The organism is Geodermatophilus sp. SYSU D00815 (assembly GCF_054050035.1).
The window spans coordinates 1-15,552 of sequence record NZ_JBJGYO010000022.1 but is presented as its reverse complement, the minus strand read 5'-3'; the positions used below and the strand labels follow the sequence as shown (position 1 = coordinate 15,552).

General features: G+C 75.3%; 13 protein-coding genes. 9 read left to right on the top strand and 4 right to left on the bottom strand.

Annotation, left to right across the window (positions count from 1 at the left end; all coding sequences use genetic code 11):
• The first annotated feature begins 11 nt into the window (after positions 1-11).
• The 4 genes from ACI78S_RS19590 to ACI78S_RS19575 all read left to right on the top strand — a co-directional run bounded on the left by ACI78S_RS19590 (position 12) and on the right by ACI78S_RS19575 (position 6,492).
• Positions 12-1,094: a flavin-containing monooxygenase gene (locus ACI78S_RS19590; RefSeq protein ID WP_456976429.1), complete on the top strand. Its 1,083-nt coding sequence runs from the start codon at positions 12-14 to the stop codon at positions 1,092-1,094.
• Positions 1,095-1,176: 82 nt separating this feature from the next.
• Positions 1,177-2,517 (top strand): glutamine synthetase family protein, encoded by a 1,341-nt coding sequence (locus tag ACI78S_RS19585; protein ID WP_456976427.1) that lies wholly within the window; start codon positions 1,177-1,179, stop codon positions 2,515-2,517.
• Between the two features lie 125 nt (positions 2,518-2,642).
• Positions 2,643-3,395, top strand: a complete 753-nt coding sequence (locus ACI78S_RS19580) for a type 1 glutamine amidotransferase (RefSeq protein ID WP_456976425.1) — start codon at positions 2,643-2,645, stop codon at positions 3,393-3,395.
• Position 3,396: 1 nt separating this feature from the next.
• Positions 3,397-6,492 carry a bifunctional [glutamine synthetase] adenylyltransferase/[glutamine synthetase]-adenylyl-L-tyrosine phosphorylase gene (locus tag ACI78S_RS19575; RefSeq protein WP_456976423.1) on the top strand — a complete coding sequence of 1,032 codons (3,096 nt, stop codon included), beginning with the start codon at positions 3,397-3,399 and terminating at the stop codon, positions 6,490-6,492.
• 5 nt (positions 6,493-6,497) lie between these two features.
• On the opposite strand, the gene ACI78S_RS19570 is transcribed toward ACI78S_RS19575, so the two are convergent.
• Positions 6,498-7,205 carry a Crp/Fnr family transcriptional regulator gene (locus tag ACI78S_RS19570; RefSeq protein ID WP_456976421.1) on the bottom strand — a complete coding sequence of 236 codons (708 nt, stop codon included), beginning with the start codon at positions 7,203-7,205 and terminating at the stop codon, positions 6,498-6,500.
• A 75-nt stretch (positions 7,206-7,280) separates the two neighbouring features.
• Positions 7,281-7,946: a chemotaxis protein CheB gene (locus ACI78S_RS19565; RefSeq protein ID WP_456976419.1), complete on the bottom strand. Its 666-nt coding sequence runs from the start codon at positions 7,944-7,946 to the stop codon at positions 7,281-7,283.
• 175 nt (positions 7,947-8,121) lie between these two features.
• Here ACI78S_RS19565 and ACI78S_RS19560 point away from each other — a divergent pair, with 175 nt between their 5' ends.
• The 3 genes from ACI78S_RS19560 (at position 8,122) to ACI78S_RS19550 (ending at position 10,282) form a co-directional block, all read left to right on the top strand.
• Positions 8,122-8,868 carry an aquaporin gene (locus tag ACI78S_RS19560; protein WP_456976417.1) on the top strand — a complete coding sequence of 249 codons (747 nt, stop codon included), beginning with the start codon at positions 8,122-8,124 and terminating at the stop codon, positions 8,866-8,868.
• A 106-nt stretch (positions 8,869-8,974) separates the two neighbouring features.
• Positions 8,975-9,301: a CDGSH iron-sulfur domain-containing protein gene (locus tag ACI78S_RS19555; protein ID WP_456976415.1), complete on the top strand. Its 327-nt coding sequence runs from the start codon at positions 8,975-8,977 to the stop codon at positions 9,299-9,301.
• A 96-nt stretch (positions 9,302-9,397) separates the two neighbouring features.
• Positions 9,398-10,282, top strand: coding sequence for a bile acid:sodium symporter family protein (locus tag ACI78S_RS19550; RefSeq protein ID WP_456976413.1), 885 nt, complete (start codon positions 9,398-9,400; stop codon positions 10,280-10,282).
• On the opposite strand, the gene ACI78S_RS19545 is transcribed toward ACI78S_RS19550, so the two are convergent.
• Both ACI78S_RS19545 and ACI78S_RS19540 read right to left on the bottom strand, forming a co-directional pair.
• Entirely contained in the window at positions 10,283-11,839 is a 1,557-nt protein-coding gene (locus ACI78S_RS19545; RefSeq protein WP_456976411.1) for a methyl-accepting chemotaxis protein, read from the bottom strand.
• A 65-nt stretch (positions 11,840-11,904) separates the two neighbouring features.
• Positions 11,905-12,918 carry an iron-containing redox enzyme family protein gene (locus tag ACI78S_RS19540; RefSeq protein ID WP_456976409.1) on the bottom strand — a complete coding sequence of 338 codons (1,014 nt, stop codon included), beginning with the start codon at positions 12,916-12,918 and terminating at the stop codon, positions 11,905-11,907.
• A 117-nt stretch (positions 12,919-13,035) separates the two neighbouring features.
• Between ACI78S_RS19540 and ACI78S_RS19535 the strand changes: the two genes are divergently transcribed.
• Positions 13,036-13,881, top strand: coding sequence for an SDR family oxidoreductase (locus ACI78S_RS19535; RefSeq protein WP_456976407.1), 846 nt, complete (start codon positions 13,036-13,038; stop codon positions 13,879-13,881).
• 121 nt (positions 13,882-14,002) lie between these two features.
• Positions 14,003-15,505 carry an MFS transporter gene (locus ACI78S_RS19530; protein ID WP_456976405.1) on the top strand — a complete coding sequence of 501 codons (1,503 nt, stop codon included), beginning with the start codon at positions 14,003-14,005 and terminating at the stop codon, positions 15,503-15,505.
• The last annotated feature ends 47 nt before the right edge of the window (positions 15,506-15,552 follow it).

The window sequence follows — 15,552 nt, the reverse complement described above, 5'->3', positions numbered from 1 at the left end:
GCGTCGAGCGCATGACGACCTCCACGCTGGAGCACCCCCTGGACGTCCTCGTGATCGGCGCCGGCCAGGCGGGCCTCGCCCTCGGCCACCACCTGCAGCGGGCCGGCGCCCGGTTCCTGCTCGTCGACGCCGGCGACGCCGTCGGGCACGTGTGGCGCTCGCGGTGGGACTCGCTGCGCCTGTTCACCGCCGCCGAGCACGACGCGCTGCCCGGCCTGCCCTTCCCCGCGCCGGCCGGCACCTACCCGACCAAGGACGAGGTCGCCGCCTACCTCGCCGCCTACGCGGAGGCGTTCGACCTGCCCGTGCGCCTCGGCTGCCGGGTCACCCGCCTGTCGCGGGCCGGCGAGGGGTTCCTGGCCGGGACGACGACGGGGGAGATCACCGCCCGGCAGGTCGTCGTCGCCACCGGGCCGTTCCAGACGCCGCACGTGCCGGCGCTCGGCCTCGCCCCCGAGGTGCCCCAGCTGCACAGCGCGGGCTACCGCCGCCCGGACGACCTGCCGGCCGGCGCCGTGCTGGTCGTGGGGGCCGGCAACTCCGGGCTGCAGATCGCCGAGGAGCTCGCCGCCGCGGGGCGCGCGGTCACGGTGGCGGTCGGGACCCGGCCGACGACGGTCCCGCAGCGGCCGCTGGGCCGCGACCTGTTCTGGTGGCTCACCACCCTCGGCCTGATCCGGGCGACCGCCGGCTCCCGCCTCGGCCGCCGGTTCCGCGGCCGCGAGCTCGTCGTCGGGACGACGTGGCGCGGGCTGCGGTCGCGGGGGATCGCGCTGCGGCCGCGGGCGGTCGCGGGCGAGGGCCGGGTGGTGCGGTTCGCCGACGGGACGTCGGCCGCGTTCGACGCCGTCCTGTGGGCCACCGGGTACCGGCCGGACCACTCCTGGCTCGACGTCCCCGGCGCGGTGGTCGACGGGCAGGTGGTCCACGAGCGCGGGATCAGCCCGGTGCCCGGCCTGGCGTTCCTGGGCCTGCCGTGGCAGTGGACCCGCGGCTCGGCGCTGCTCGGGTTCGTCGGGGAGGACGCCGCGTGGCTGGCCGGGCGCCTGCTGGGTACCGCCGACGCGCGACTCTCCCCGGCCGGGGCCGTGTGACCGTCCCCCGGGAGGGGCAGCCTGCAAAGCTGTAGCGGGCGACGTCACAGAGCGGAAACGAGCGGATCAGATCATGGCGAGCATGGACCGACAGCAGGAGTTCGTCCTGCGCACCCTCGAGGAACGCGACATCCGCTTCGTGCGGCTGTGGTTCACCGACGTCACCGGCTACCTGAAAGCGGTCGCCGTCGCGCCGGCCGAGATCGAGGCCGCGTTCGCCGAGGGCATCGGCTTCGACGGGTCGGCGATCGAGGGCTTCGCGCGCGTCTACGAGTCCGACATGCTGGCCAAGCCCGACCCCGGCACCTTCCAGGTGATGCCGGCCCGCGAGGGGCGGCCCAGCGACACCGCGCGGATGTTCTGCGACATCACCCTGCCCGACGGCTCGCCGGCCTGGGCCGACCCGCGGCACGTGCTGCGGCGGACGCTGTCGAAGGCCGCCGACATGGGCTTCACCTTCTACACCCACCCCGAGGTGGAGTTCTTCCTGCTCAAGGACCTGCCCACCGACGGCAGCCCGCCCGAGCCGGCCGACACCGGCGGCTACTTCGACCTGTCCACGCACAACGTGGCGCACGACTTCCGCCGCGAGGCCGTCTTCGCGCTGGAGGCCATGGGCATCTCGGTGGAGTTCAGCCACCACGAGGTCTCGCCGGGCCAGCAGGAGATCGACCTGCGCTACGCCGACGCGCTGTCGATGGCCGACAACATCATGACGCTGCGGCACGTCGTCCGGGAGGTCGCGCTGGCCCAGGGCGTGTACGCGACGTTCATGCCCAAGCCGTTCACCGACCTGGCCGGCTCGGCCATGCACACCCACGTGTCGCTGTTCGAGGGCGACCGCAACGCCTTCCACGACGCGTCGGACCCGATCCGGCTGTCGACCACCGGCAAGCAGTTCGTCGCCGGCCTGCTCACCCACGCCCGCGAGTTCACCGCCATCACCAACCAGACGGTCAACTCCTACCGGCGGCTGCTCGCCGGCACCGAGGCGCCGACCGCGGTCACCTGGGGCCGGGCCAACCGCTCGGCGCTGGTGCGCGTGCCGTCGTACAAGCCGTCGAAGGCCAACTCCGCGCGGGTGGAGATCCGCTCGCCCGACTCGGCGTGCAACCCCTACCTCACCTTCGCCGTCCTGCTGGCCGCCGGCCTGCGCGGCATCGAGAAGGGCTACGAGCTGCCGCCCGAGGCCGAGGACGACGTCTGGTCGCTCACCGACACCGAGCGGCGCGCCGCCGGCTACGAGGACCTGCCGGTCTCCCTGGGCGAGGCGCTGAGCGCGATGGAGGGCAGCGAGCTGGTCGCCGAGACCCTCGGCGAGCACGTCTTCGACTTCTTCCTGCGCAACAAGCGCGAGGAGTTCGCCTCCTACCGGCAGAACGTGACGCCGTTCGAGCTGCGCCGCTACCTCCCGGGCCTGTAGGAGACCTCGCCGCAGGAGCGGGCGCTGCGGGGGGCGAGCTCGCGCTCCCCGGGGTGCTGCAGGACACCCGCAGCGCGAGTTCGGTCCCGGGAGCGGGCCGGCGGGGGCGAACTAGGCTCGATCGCGTGTCAGCCCGCGCCGCCCGCCTGCTCGTCGTCGTCCCCAGCCGCACCGATCCGCCGGCGCGGCTGGGGAAGTGGCTGCGGGCGGCCGGCCTCGAGCTCGACGAGCGCTACGTGCGCCCCGAGGACGGCGGCGACGAGCTGCCCGCCGACCTCGACGGCCACGACGGCCTGCTCGTCCTGGGCGGCCCGCAGACGTCGATGGAGCCCGACGACGTCCACCCCGAGCTGGTGGGCGTGCGGGCGCTGCTGCGGCGGGCGATCGCCGACGACGTCCCCACCCTCGGCGTCTGCCTCGGCGCGCAGCTGCTGGCCCAGGCCGGCGGCGGCGCCACCCGCAAGGGCGTCGAGGGGCCCGAGGTCGGCGCCTCGCTGGTGGCCAAGCGCGACGCCGCCGATGCCGACCCGCTGTTCGGGCCGCTGCCCATGACGCCCGACGTCATCGAGTGGCACCACGACGAGATCTCCCGGCTGCCCGACGGCGCCACCCTGCTGGCCAGCAACCCGGTCTACGGCAACCAGGCCTTCCGCGTCGGCCGCAACGTCTACGGCCTGCAGTTCCACATCGAGACCACCCCCGAGATCGCCCGGGCGTGGGCCGAGCGGGACACCGAGGGCATCGCGGCCAGCCCGCTCGACCTCGACACGATCTGCCTGCGCATGGACCTCGCCCACCCCGACGTCGAGCAGGTGTGGGCGCCGTTCGCGGCCCGTTTCGCGGAGCTGGTGCGCGGCAGCGCCCGGCTGGCCGCCTGAGATGACCGCACCCGGCGCGCGGGAGGTGCCGCGGCGGGCCGTCGTCCGGCTGGCCCGGTTCGGGTTCGACGACGGCGAGCAAGCGGCCCGGATCCTCTCCGACCCTGCGATCGGCCTGTGGGACCTCGACCGCAACGAGCCGGCCGACCCCGAGGCCGGCCCCGTCGTGAGCGCCCTGGCCCGCGCCGGAGACCCCGACCTGGCCGCGCGCTCGCTGCACCGCCTGGTGGAGGCGCTCGACCAGGAGGACCCCGGCGGCGGCTCGGCGGCCTCCCTGCTGGCGCGGCTGCGCGGCTCGGCGCCGCTGCGCGCCCGTCTGCTCTCCCTGCTGGGGGCCAGCGCCGGGCTGGCCGACCACCTGGCCGCCAACCCCGCCGACTGGACGGTCCTCGACGGCGACGGCCGGGGCAGCGCCCGCCCCACCGCGCACGCCCTCGAGCGGCAGATGCTGGTCGCCGTCGGCGCCGACCCCGACGACCCGCCGTGGGGCGTGCGGCTGGGCAAGGGGGCGCCCGACGCCGCGCCCGACCGGGTGACGGCGCTGCGGCTGGCCTACCGCCGCGCGCTGGTCAGCCTCGCCGGACGCGACCTGGGCGAGAGCCTGGGCGCCGACGACGTCGCCGGCGAGCTCGCCGACATCGCCGCCGCGGTGCTCAACGCCGCGCTGGCGATCGCGGTCGCCGAGCAGCCCGCCGACGCCGCGGCCTGCCGGCTGGCCGTCATCGCCCTCGGCAAGGCCGGCGGGCGCGAGCTCAACTACGTCAGCGACGTCGACGTCGTCTTCGTGGCCGAGCCGGTCGACCCCACCGACCCGGAGGCCCCGGCGGTGCAGAGCGCCACCCGGGTCGCCGCCGCCCTGATGCGGATCTGCCGGGAGGCGGCCTGGGAGGTCGACGCCGCGCTGCGCCCCGAGGGCAAGGCCGGCGCCCTGGTGCGCACCCTCCGCGGGCACACCAGCTACTACGAGCAGTGGGCCAGCACCTGGGAGTTCCAGGCGCTGCTGAAGATGCGGCCGGTCGCCGGCGACCCCGACCTCGGCCGCGCCTACGTCGAGGCGCTGTTCCCGCAGGTCTGGAAGGCCGGCGACCGCCCCGGCTTCGTCGCCGAGGTGCAGGCCATGCGCCGCCGGGTCGAGGAGAACATCCCGCCGGCGCAGGCCGACCGCGAGATCAAGCTCGGGCGCGGCGGGCTGCGCGACGTGGAGTTCGCCGTCCAGCTGCTCCAGCTCGTGCACGGCCGCGCCGACGCGTCGCTGCGGGTCGGCGGCACGCTGCCGGCGCTGATGGCGCTGCGCGCCGGCGGCTACGTCGGCCGCGACGACGCCGACACCCTCATCGCCTCCTACCGGTTCCTGCGCACCGTCGAGCACCGCCTGCAGCTGCTGCGCATGCGCCGCACCCACCTGCTGCCCACCGACGAGCAGCAGCTGCGTTGGCTGGCCCGCTCGCTCGGCTACAAGCCCGACCACCGCGGGGACGCCGTCGACGTCCTGCGCGCCGAGCTCGCCCTGCACAACCGCGAGGTGCGGCGGCTGCACGAGAAGCTCTTCTACCGGCCGCTGCTCTCGGCCGTGGCCCGCGTGCCGGGGGAGCAGATGCAGCTGGGCTCGAAGGCGGCCGGCGACTGGCTGCGGGCCCTCGGCTTCGCCGACCCCGAGGGCGCGCTGCGGCACATGGCGGCGCTGACCGGCGGGGTGTCGCGGTCGGCGTCGATGCAGAAGTACCTGCTCCCGGTGCTGCTGCAGACCTTCGCCTCGTGCGCCGACCCCGACGCCGGCCTGCTCGCCTACCGCAAGGTGAGCGAGGCCCTCGGCGGCAACCAGTGGTTCCTGCGGCTGCTGCGCGACGAGGGGCAGGTGGCCGAGCGGCTCGCCCTGCTCCTCGGCTCCAGCCAGTACGTCGCCGGCCTGCTCACGCGCACGCCCGAGGCGCTGAAGATCCTGGCCGACGACGACGAGCTCGAGCCGCGCGGCGCGGCCGCCCTCGCCGGCGCCTGGCGCGCGGCGGCCCGGCGGGCCCCCGACCCCGAGGAGGGCATCCGCGTCATCCGCGCGCTGCGCCGCCAGGAGCTGCTGCGCGTGGCCAGCGCCGACCTGCTGGGCCGGCTCGACGTCGTCCGGGTGGGCCGCGCGCTCACCGACATCGCCGTCGCCACGCTGCAGGCCGGGCTCGACGCGGCGCTGCGGGCGCACGCGGAGGAGGCCGGCGCCGACGTCGCCGACGTCCCCATGGACCTCGCCGTCATCGGCATGGGCCGGCTCGGCGGCGGGGAGATGGGCTACGGGTCCGACGCCGACGTGCTCTTCGTGCACCGCGCCCGGCCGGGGGCGGACGAGGGCAGGGCCGCCGCCGCGGCCAACGCCGTCGCGCACACGCTGCGCCGGCTGCTCGGCGCGCCCGCGCCCGACCCCGCCTTCGAGGTCGACGCCGACCTGCGCCCGGAGGGGCGGCACGGGGCGCTGGTGCGCAGCCTCGACGCCTTCCGCGAGTACTACGAGCGCTGGGTCGACGTCTGGGAGGTGCAGGCGCTGCTGCGCGCCGTCCCCGTGGCCGGGGACCCCGAGCTCGGCGCCGAGTTCGTCGCCCTGGTCGACCCGCTGCGGTACCCGGAGGGCGGGCTGACGGCGGAGCAGGTGGCCGAGATCCGGCGGATCAAGGCCCGGGTGGAGCGCGAGCGGCTGCCCCGGGGCGCCGACCCGGCCACGCACACCAAGCTCGGCCGCGGGGGGCTGGCCGACGTCGAGTGGACGGTGCAGCTGCTGCAGCTGCAGCACGCCGCCGCGGACGGCGGTCTCCGCGTGCCCTCGACGGTCGACGCGCTGGCGGCCCTGGCCGCGCGGGGCGACCTGACCGCCGAGCAGGCCGACGTGCTGCGGGCGGCGTGGGAGCTGGCCAGCCGGGCCCGCAACGCGATCTTCCTGGTCCGCGGGCGGCCGAGCGACCAGCTGCCCCGCGCCGGGCTGGAGCTGGCCGGCGTCGCCCGGGCCTGCGGGTACGGGCCCGACACCGACCCCGGCCGGTTCGTCGACGAGTACCGCCGCACCACCCGGCGGGCCCGCGGCGTGGTCGACGAGGTGTTCTACGGGCAGGCCGGCTGACCCGGTCAGGTCTCGGGGGCGCCGCTGAGCCCGTCGTACTCGACCTGGACGATGTCGTAGCAGTCGCAGGCCGCCTCGTGCATGCGCTCGACGTCGAGCACGGTGATCCGCCCCCGGGTGTATCGGATCAGCCCGGCCTGCTGCAGCACGCCCGCCGTGAGGGACACGGTGCCGCGCCGCACGCCCAGCATCTGGGCGAGGAACTCCTGGGTGAGCGCGAACTCGTCCGCGCCCACCCGGTCACGGGTCTGCAGCAGCCAGCGCGCGCACCGCTGCTCGGTGGTGTGCAGGCGGTTGCAGGCGACGTTCTGCGCCAGCTGGACCATCGTCGCCTGGGTGTACCGGTGCAGGACGTCGTGCAGCGCCCCGTCGGAGGCGAGGAAGGTGCGCAGGTCCTCCGTCGCCAGGCGCAGCAAGCACCCGCCGATCTGGCAGAAGCAGTCGTGCGGGCTGCTCGTCGCGCCGAGGAACACCGGCAGCCCGGACACGCCCTCGCGTCCGATCGTGGCCACCTCGACGGCCGCCTCGCCCTCCACGGTGGCGATCAGCGAGAGCACCCCGTCGAGGGGGAAGTACAGGTGGTCGATGCGCTTGCCGCGCTCGTAGACGGTGTCCTTCACGTCCAGCGACACCGGTTCGAGCAGGCCGGTGAGCCGGTCGAGCTCCTCCCAGGGGAGGCCGCGCAGGAGCAGGTTGGTCGTGGGGTCAGGCACCGGTGCGGACACGGGACACCTCCGGGAGGAGGCCGGACCCCTCGGCTCGGGGCAGGCGAGGCGCGGCGGCGCGGATCAGGCCGGGGGGCCGGGGGAGGCAGGCCCAGCCGGGCTCAGCCGGGCCCAGGGCGCGGGTGGCACGGCGAGCAGGTCGGCGGCGCCGGGGGCCATCGCGTAGGCCACCAGCGCGGGCCCGATCAGCCGGAGCGGCAGCACGTGCTCCACGCAGCCGGTGGCCAGCGCGGCGCTCGGCATGCCCGGCGCCTGCGCGTCGGCGGGGTCCTGGGCCAGCACCCGCCCGCCGGCCCGCTTCACCGCCCGGACGCCGGCCGCGCCGTCGGACAGCCGGCCGGTGAGCACGACGGCCAGCACCCGGCCGCCGTACGCGCGGGCGGCGGCGGTCAGCAGCCGGTCGGCGGCCTCGATGGTCGGGGAGGGGTGCAGGACCAGCCCGCCGGAGGACGTGGGTTCGGCGGACGTGCCCGGCGGCAGCACGGTGACCCCGGGCAGCAGGGGGCCCGGGGTCGCCGACCGCACCGGCAGGGGGGTGGTGCGGGCGAGGATGCCGGTGAGGAGATCGCCGGCGTCCTGCGCGCGGTGCTGCACCACCACGAGCGGGACGGGGAACGCGGCGGGCAGCCCGCCCAGGACCGTGCGCAGGGCCGCCACGCCGCCCGTCGACGCCGCCAGCACGACCACGTCGAAGGGTGGCCGGCGCTCGGCCGGGCCCCCTGTCGTCACGAAGCCGACGGTACGCGTGTGTACGGCACCTGACATAGCGCCGACGCCGAACGGGTCGCGGTGTTCCCGGAAACCCTGGCGTGTCGCGACCGGGGAGGAGAAGCCTGGACCCGATCCGCACCGCTGTCGCCGACGGCGACCGGGGGAGCGGCTGCGGTGCCGCGGAGGTCCCGCCGTGCCCCCTACCCTCGTCCGCTCGCTGGTCGCCGAGTTCGTCGGCACCCTGCTGCTGGTCTTCCTCGCCGTCGGCGCGGCGGTCGGCGGCATCGACGCGGTCGGCGCCACCGGCGTCGCCCTGGCCTTCGGCCTGGTCCTGCTGGCGCTGGCCTACGCGATCGGCCCGGTCTCCGGATGCCACATCAACCCGGCCGTCACCCTCGGGGTGCTGCTCTCTCGCGGCATGACCGCCCGCGAGGCCGGCCTGTACTGGGTCGCCCAGTTCGCCGGCGGCATCGCCGGGGCGGCGCTGCTGGCGCTGCTCACCAGCGGGTTCGGCGACGTGACCGACCAGACCGGCGTCCTGGGGGCCAACGACTGGGGCGTGACCGTCAACGGCGCCGGCGCGTTCGTGCTGGAGACGCTGCTGACCTTCGTGCTGGTCGCGGTCGTGCTGCTGGTCACCGGCCGCGCCGCCACGCCAGGCTTCGCCGGCCTGGCGATCGGCCTCACGCTGGCCGCCGTCCACCTGATCGGCATCCCGCTCACCGGCACCGGCGTCAACCCCGCCCGCTCGCTGGGGCCCGCGCTGTTCGCCGGCGGTGACCCGCTGGCGCACGTCTGGCTGTTCGTCCTGGCCCCGCTGGTCGGGGCGGTGCTCGCCGTCGGCGTCGTCCGGGCGCTGACCCCGCCGCGGGCGACCGAGGCCGCGCTGCTGGACGAGTCCCGCGACGCCACGGGCGCCCAGGTGCCCGAGGCGCGGTAGAGGACCGAGGAGGTGCTCGCCGTCGAGGTCGAGGCGCAGGAGCGGCGCAGCCCCCCGGCCGGGTGAGGCAGGTGTGCGCGCCGCCGTCGCGGGGCAGGGTGGAGCCGTGTCGCGACCCGCTGCCCGCCCGGACCTGCCCGAGGACGCCGACCCGGCGCCCCGGGACGGCGCCGGCGCCACGATCACCCCGTACCGGGACGGCCCGCTGATCGTCCGCGGCGACTTCCGCCTGGTCGACCAGGACGGCGTGGAGATCGACCCCGGCCGCGACACGATCGCGCTGTGCCGGTGCGGCAAGTCCGGTATCAAGCCGTTCTGCGACGGCACGCACAAGCGCACCGGCTTCTCCGCGCCCAGCGCCCCCTCGCGACCGCGCCCGGCGGCGCGGATCCGCAGCGCCGCGCGGCTGCGGGAGGCGTCCCCGGAGGGGTGACCGCGGGGCGCCGCGCTCGACCGCGCGCCCGGCGTGCCCCAGGATGCACGTCACGGTCTCGACGAGGAGGCCCGTGCACCCGATCCGGAGGCCGCCATGGGCTCGGCGCTGACCACCGTCCTGCTCCCGGCCGCGCTGGCCCTGGTCATGCTGGGCCTGGGGCTCTCGCTGACCGTCGCCGACTTCGCCCGCGTGGGCCGCCAGCCGCGCGCCGTCGTGATCGCGCTGGCGCTGCAGCTGGTCGTGCTGCCGCTGGTCTGCTTCGGCCTCGTCCTCCTGTTCGACCTGCCGCCCCTCCTCGCGGTCGGCCTGCTGCTGCTCGCCGCCTCGCCCGGCGGGACGACGGCCAACCTGTTCAGCCACCTCTTCCGCGGCGACGTCGCCCTCAACATCACGCTCACCGCGGTGAACTCGCTGATCGCCGTCGTCACCCTGCCGCTGGTCACCAACCTGGCGATCGCGTGGTTCGACCCGGCCGACGCCGGCTCGATCGGCCTGCAGTTCGGCAAGACGGTGCAGGTGTTCGCGATCGTGCTGGTGCCGGTGGCGATCGGGATGCTGGCGCGGCGCCGCGCGCCCGGGTTCGCCGAGCGCATGGACCGGCCGGTGCGGATCGTCTCGGCGGTCGTGCTCGCCCTCGTCATCGTCGGCACGATCGTCGCCGAGCGGGAGAACATCGCCGACTACCTCGGCGACGTCGGGCTGCCCGCGCTGCTGTTCTGCCTGCTCAGCCTCGGCACGGGGTTCGTCGTCCCGCGGGCGCTGGGGGTGGTGCACCGGCAGGCGATCGCCAGCGCCTTCGAGATCGGCGTGCACAACAGCACGCTGGCGATCACGGTCGCGATCAGCGTGCTCGGCAGCGTCGAGCTCGCGGTCCCGGCGGCCGTGTACGGCGTGCTGATGTTCCCGGTGGCCGCGGCCTTCGGCTGGGCGATCACCCGGGCCGGGCGGCGCTCGCCGCAGGAGGCGGTGGAGGCCTGATCAGCCCCGGTTCTCGAACCGGGCCGCCATCGTGACCTGCTCCTCGAGGACCTCGCCGATCCGGGCCTGGACGGCGTCGAGCTCCCCGACGATTCCGCCGGTCGTGTGGATGCCGGCCGACACCGACTCGCTGCTGGCCTGCAGCGAGACGATCTGGTCGGTGACCCGCTGGGTGGCCCGGGCGGTCTCGCGCGCCAGCTCCTTGACCTCGCTGGCCACGACGGCGAACCCCTTGCCCAGCTCGCCGGCGCGGGCGGCCTCGATGGTGGCGTTGAGCGCGAGCAGGTTGGTCTGGTCGGCGATGCCGGAGATGACCTGGATGACCTCCCCGATGGCGCCGGAGGCCTCGCCGAGCGACTCGACCTGGGTGGTCATCGCCGAGGCCTGCTCCACCGCCCGCTCGGCGACCCGGCCGGCGGCCGCGGCGGCGTCGCGCAGCCGCGAGACCGTCTCCAGCAGCGCGCGGGCGTTCTCGGCGTCCTCCTCGCCGCGCCGCAGCACGTCCAGCCGCTGCGAGACGAGCGTCTGCACGTTGCGCAGGGCCGAGGCCCGCGACTCCGACAGCTCGATGGTCTCGGTGACGAAGAAGTCCATCGTGCCGATGACCCGCCCGCCGGCGGTGATCGGGAAGCAGACGCCGGAGCGGACGCCGGCCCGCTGCGCCGCGGGCGCCCGGACGCAGTCGGTCACCTCGGCCAGGTCGCGGACGAACACCAGGTCGCGGCGCTGCCAGGCGCGACCGGACAGCCCGACGCCCTCGGCGAAGCTGGCCTCGAGGGTGACCTCCCGGAACTCCTCGCCGGCCGAACCCGACTCGACGCCGAAGCGCAGCACCCGCGCGTCGGTGTCCAGCGCCCAGAACGAGCCGTAGGCCCAGCCGAACGCGGTGCGCACCGTGTCGAGGGCCACCCGCAGCGCGGTGGCCTCGTCGCGGGCCTCGCCGACGCGCGAGACGACCGTGGTGACGGCGACCCGGTCGTCGAGGCTCTCCTGCAGGGCCGCGGACGCGAGCGCGGCCCTGCGGGCGTGCGCCAGGATCCGGCCGATCGACTGCCACTTCTCCCGCCGGCCGCCGACGAAGGGCAGCTCCCGGCGGCTGTAGTACTCGATGATCGCGACCACCCGGTCGCCGTCCAGCAGCGGCAGGAACGCCCCCTGCAGCGCGCCGGCCGCGTGCGCGGTCTCCCAGCGCAGGCAGCGGCCGCGCACCGGCTCGCCGGTGAGCAGCACCGTGTCGCGCTCGCGCAGCGCCTGCCCGCCGTAGCCGGCGTGCTCGTCGAGCACCGTGGCGGCGTCCCAGCGGGCGCTCATCGCCGGCACGAGGTCGCCGTGCTCCCGGAGCAGCAGGAACCGCCTCTCGCCGGCCGGCCACCACACGCCGCCGTAGGCCATCCCGGTGGCGTCCACCAGGCCCCGGGTGATCACGCAGACGGCCTCGAGCGGGTCGGACACGCCGGCGTCGAGCAGCCCGATGACGTGCTCCAGCGCCTCGACGTCCCGCGGCATCCGCTCCGGCGGGAGGACGGCGGTCGTCGAGGGGTCCGTGCGGCGCCACATGCCCATGGACATCGGTCGCCGCGAGCGGCGGTGAAGCCGAAACGGTGCCGTATCGTTTCTGCTGGTCAGGCGGCCAGCGACCGGCTCCCCCGCAGCGCCGAGCGGCCCGCCTCCCACGCGGCGATCAGCTCGCGGGCGGTCAACCCGTCGACGGCGAGCGCGCAGGCGGCCCCGAACAGGACGTCGCCGGCCAGCCCGGGGTCGTCGGCGACCAGCGAGCCGCACATGTCCACCGAGGCGATCTGCTCGTGGACGGCGTCGGCCTCGACGTGCTCGTCGTAGAAGACCGTCGTCCGCTCGTCGAAGCCCAGCCGGCGCAGGCCGGCCGAGAGGCGACGGCTCGGCTCGGACGACGTCATCTCCACCGCGGCGAGGTGGCCCAGCGCCGCGCCGCGCCAGCGGCGGTGCAGGCCGAACAGCGACATGGTGTTGACCAGGGCGAACGCGATCGCGGGGGCGTCGTCCCAGAGCGCGCCGTACGTCGTGTCGAGCCCGAGGTCGCGCATCATCCCGGCGAACAGCTCGCTGTGCATCCGCTCGGCGGCCCCGCCGCCGTACTCGTCGGCCTGGATCTCCACCATCGCCGACTTCGCCCGCCCGGACAGCCGCGGGACGGCGAAGGTGTGCGGGTCGCCCTCCTTGAGGTGGTACACCGAGCGCAGCGCCAGGTACTCCCGGTACTGCTCCAGCGAGGCCTTCTTCGACAGGTACGACGACAGCGAGGGGGAGTCGTCGGCCGCGATCAGCGCGGTCAGCTGCCGGTCGACGGGCTCGCCGGTGACCTCGAGCGGGCCCACCAGCGCGCGCAGGGCGCGGGTGTGCGCCCCCTCCAGCAGCGCGCGCAGCCGCAGCAGCTCCGGGTCCCACTCCCAGCTCTCGGCCACGCCGTCGAAGCCGCGGTAGTGCAGCTCGTAGCAGACCGCCAGGGCCACCTGCAGGTCGTCGTCCAGGAGCGGCTGCGCCGAAGCGGCCGCGACCCGCTCGGCGACGGCGAGGGTGGCGGGGGTGAGGGTGGTGCCGCCGGCGAGGTCGGCGACGAGGGCGCTGGTCAGCGGGCCCCTGGGCTCGGGCAACTGCATGGTCCCCGCATGCCCAGGGCGGATGGTTTCGATGCACACCTGTGCGCGATGTCGCCCGGGGGGAGGAGCCGTGCCGCCGGGGGTGGGAGCCGTGACGCCCAGGGGTAGGACCGCCGCATGACCTCGACGGGTGCCCGGATCGTCCTCGTCACCGGCGGCAGCGCCGGCATCGGCCGTGCCGTCGTGCACCGGCTGGCCGGCGACGGCGCCCGCGTGGTGACCTGCGCCCGGAACGGCGACCGGCTGGCGGCGGCGCTCGCCGGTGTCCCGGGCGTGACCGGGCTGACCGCCGACGTCGCCGACGCCGGCGACCGGGCCCGGCTGCTGGAGCGGGTGCTCGCCGAGCACGGCCGGCTCGACGCCGTCGTCCTCAACGCCGGGCTCGGCTGGGCCGGCCTGGTCGAGGACATGCCCGGCGAGGCGGTCGAGGGCATGGTCGCGCTCAACCTCACCGGGGTCGTCGAGCTCACCCGCCTCGCGCTGCCGCACCTGCTCGCCGCCGCCCGGGAGCGGGGGCGGGCCGACGTCCTCACCATCGGCTCGGCGGCCGGCTGGGCGCAGGTGCCGCCGCTGACCGTCTACTCCGCCACCAAGGCCGGCGTGCAGGGGTTCGTCAAGGGGCTGCGCCGGGAGGTGACCGCCCGCGGGGTGCGGGTGCACACCGTCAACCCCGGGTTCGTGGCCACCGAGTGGCTGGCCCGCGGCCACGGCCACCCCCCGGCCTCGGACGACGACGCCCGCGGCCGGCTCTCCCCGGGCATCGACCCGCGGCGGGTGGCGGAGGCGGTGGCGCGCTGCCTGGACGCGCCGCGGTCGCGCACCGTCGCCGTCCCGCGGTGGTTCGGCCTGGCCCGGCTGGGCGAGGTGACGCCGGTGAACCGGCTGCTCGACGCCGTCCTGTCCCGGCAGGTCGACCGGATCCGGGAGCGGACGGCGCGGGAGGTCGCCGAGCGCGTCGGCTGACCCGGGTACCGCCGAGAAGAGTCGAACGAACGGGGGGTTGATCGAGTTCCCGGCTGGGCAACAACGGTTTCGGTCTGCAACGGCCCACAACAGAACACGGCCCCAGCCCGGAGGACGCTCGATGACGACAACTCGCGAGGCACCAGCACCCGGCGTGATCCGCAGCCTCATCCCGGCGCGGATCGACCGGTTGCCGTGGTCCCCGTTCCACACCCGCATGGTGGCCGCCCTCGGCACCGCCTGGATCCTCGACGGGCTGGAGATCACCGTCGCCAGCGCCGTCGTGGAGCGGCTCACCGAACCGGAGACCCTGGCGCTGTCCTCGACCCAGGTCGGGCTGATCGCGTCGGTCTACCTGGCGGGCGAGGTGGTCGGCGCGCTGTTCTTCGGCCGCCTGTCGGACAAGCTCGGGCGCCGCAAGCTGTTCATGATCACCCTGGCCGTGTACCTGATCGGCAGCGGCCTGACCGCGCTGACGCTCAACAACGGCTGGGGGTGGGTCGGCTTCCTGTACCTCACCCGGTTCATCGCCGGCATGGGCATCGGCGGTGAGTACGCCGCGATCAACTCCGCGATCGACGAGCTGATCCCCGCCCGGTTCCGGGGCCGGACCGATCTCGCCGTCAACGGCACCTACTGGGCCGGCTCGATCCTCGGCACGCTGGGCACGTTCATCTTCCTCAACGCCATGGAGCCCAGCGTCGGCTGGCGGCTGGCCTTCCTGCTCGGCCCGGTGCTGGGCATCGTCATCCTCTTCGTCCGCCGGCACCTGCCGGAGAGCCCGCGCTGGCAGATCATGCACGGCCGCGAGCACGAGGCCGAGGAGACGATCGGCTACATCGAGCACGAGGTCGAGCGCGGTGGCCGGAAGCTGCCGGAGGTGCCCGCCGACAAGGCGATCGACCTGACACCGGCCGAGAACATCGGTTACCTCGCCCTCGCCCGGGTGCTGTTCAAGGAGTACCCGCGGCGGGCGGTCTACGGCGCCACGCTGATGATCACCCAGTCGTTCCTCTACAACGCGATCTTCTTCACGTACGCGCTGGTGCTGGGAAACTTCTACGGCGTCGACTCCGGTGACGTCCCGCTGTTCCTCATCGCCTTCGCGGTGGGCAACCTGGCCGGCCCGCTGGTCCTCGGGCACCTGTTCGACACGATCGGCCGCAAGAAGATGATCGCCGGCACCTACATCCTCTCCGGCGTCCTGCTGGCGGTGACGGCGTTCCTGTTCCGCGCCGACGTCCTCGACGCGACGACGCAGACCGTCGCCTGGGGGATCATCTTCTTCTTCGCCTCGGCCGGTGCCAGCTCGGCGTACCTGACCGTCAGCGAGATCTTCCCGCAGGAGGTGCGGGCCAAGGCGATCGCCGTCTTCTTCTCGATCGCGCAGATCTTCGGCACCTTCGGCCCGCTGATCTACAGCGCGCTGATCGGCGAGGGCGAGGACCGCACCCCGCTGTTCTACGGCTACCTCCTCGGCGCCGGGGTGATGGCCCTCGGCGGGCTGATCGCCGCGTTCCTCGGGGTCGCCGCGGAGAACAAGTCCCTCGAGGACGTCGCCACCCCGCTCGCCGTCCGCCGGGCCGGCGTCCGGGCCGAGGGGTCCGCCTCACCGCGCTACTGAGCCCACGTCCCGCTCCCGGCGCCGAGAGCAGAACCGCTCTCGGCGCC

Bases quoted from the DNA above. Each gene is read 5' to 3' on its own strand.
- ACI78S_RS19590 (WP_456976429.1), top strand. From the start codon at position 12: ATGACGACCTCCACGCTGGAGCACCCCCTGGACGTCCTCGTGATCGGC.
- ACI78S_RS19585 (WP_456976427.1), top strand. From the start codon at position 1,177: ATGGACCGACAGCAGGAGTTCGTCCTGCGCACCCTCGAGGAACGCGAC.
- ACI78S_RS19575 (WP_456976423.1), top strand. From the start codon at position 3,397: ATGACCGCACCCGGCGCGCGGGAGGTGCCGCGGCGGGCCGTCGTCCGG.
- ACI78S_RS19550 (WP_456976413.1), top strand. From the start codon at position 9,398: ATGGGCTCGGCGCTGACCACCGTCCTGCTCCCGGCCGCGCTGGCCCTG.
- ACI78S_RS19545 (WP_456976411.1), bottom strand. From the start codon at position 11,839: ATGTGGCGCCGCACGGACCCCTCGACGACCGCCGTCCTCCCGCCGGAG.
- ACI78S_RS19540 (WP_456976409.1), bottom strand. From the start codon at position 12,918: ATGCAGTTGCCCGAGCCCAGGGGCCCGCTGACCAGCGCCCTCGTCGCC.
- ACI78S_RS19535 (WP_456976407.1), top strand. From the start codon at position 13,036: ATGACCTCGACGGGTGCCCGGATCGTCCTCGTCACCGGCGGCAGCGCC.
- ACI78S_RS19530 (WP_456976405.1), top strand. From the start codon at position 14,003: ATGACGACAACTCGCGAGGCACCAGCACCCGGCGTGATCCGCAGCCTC.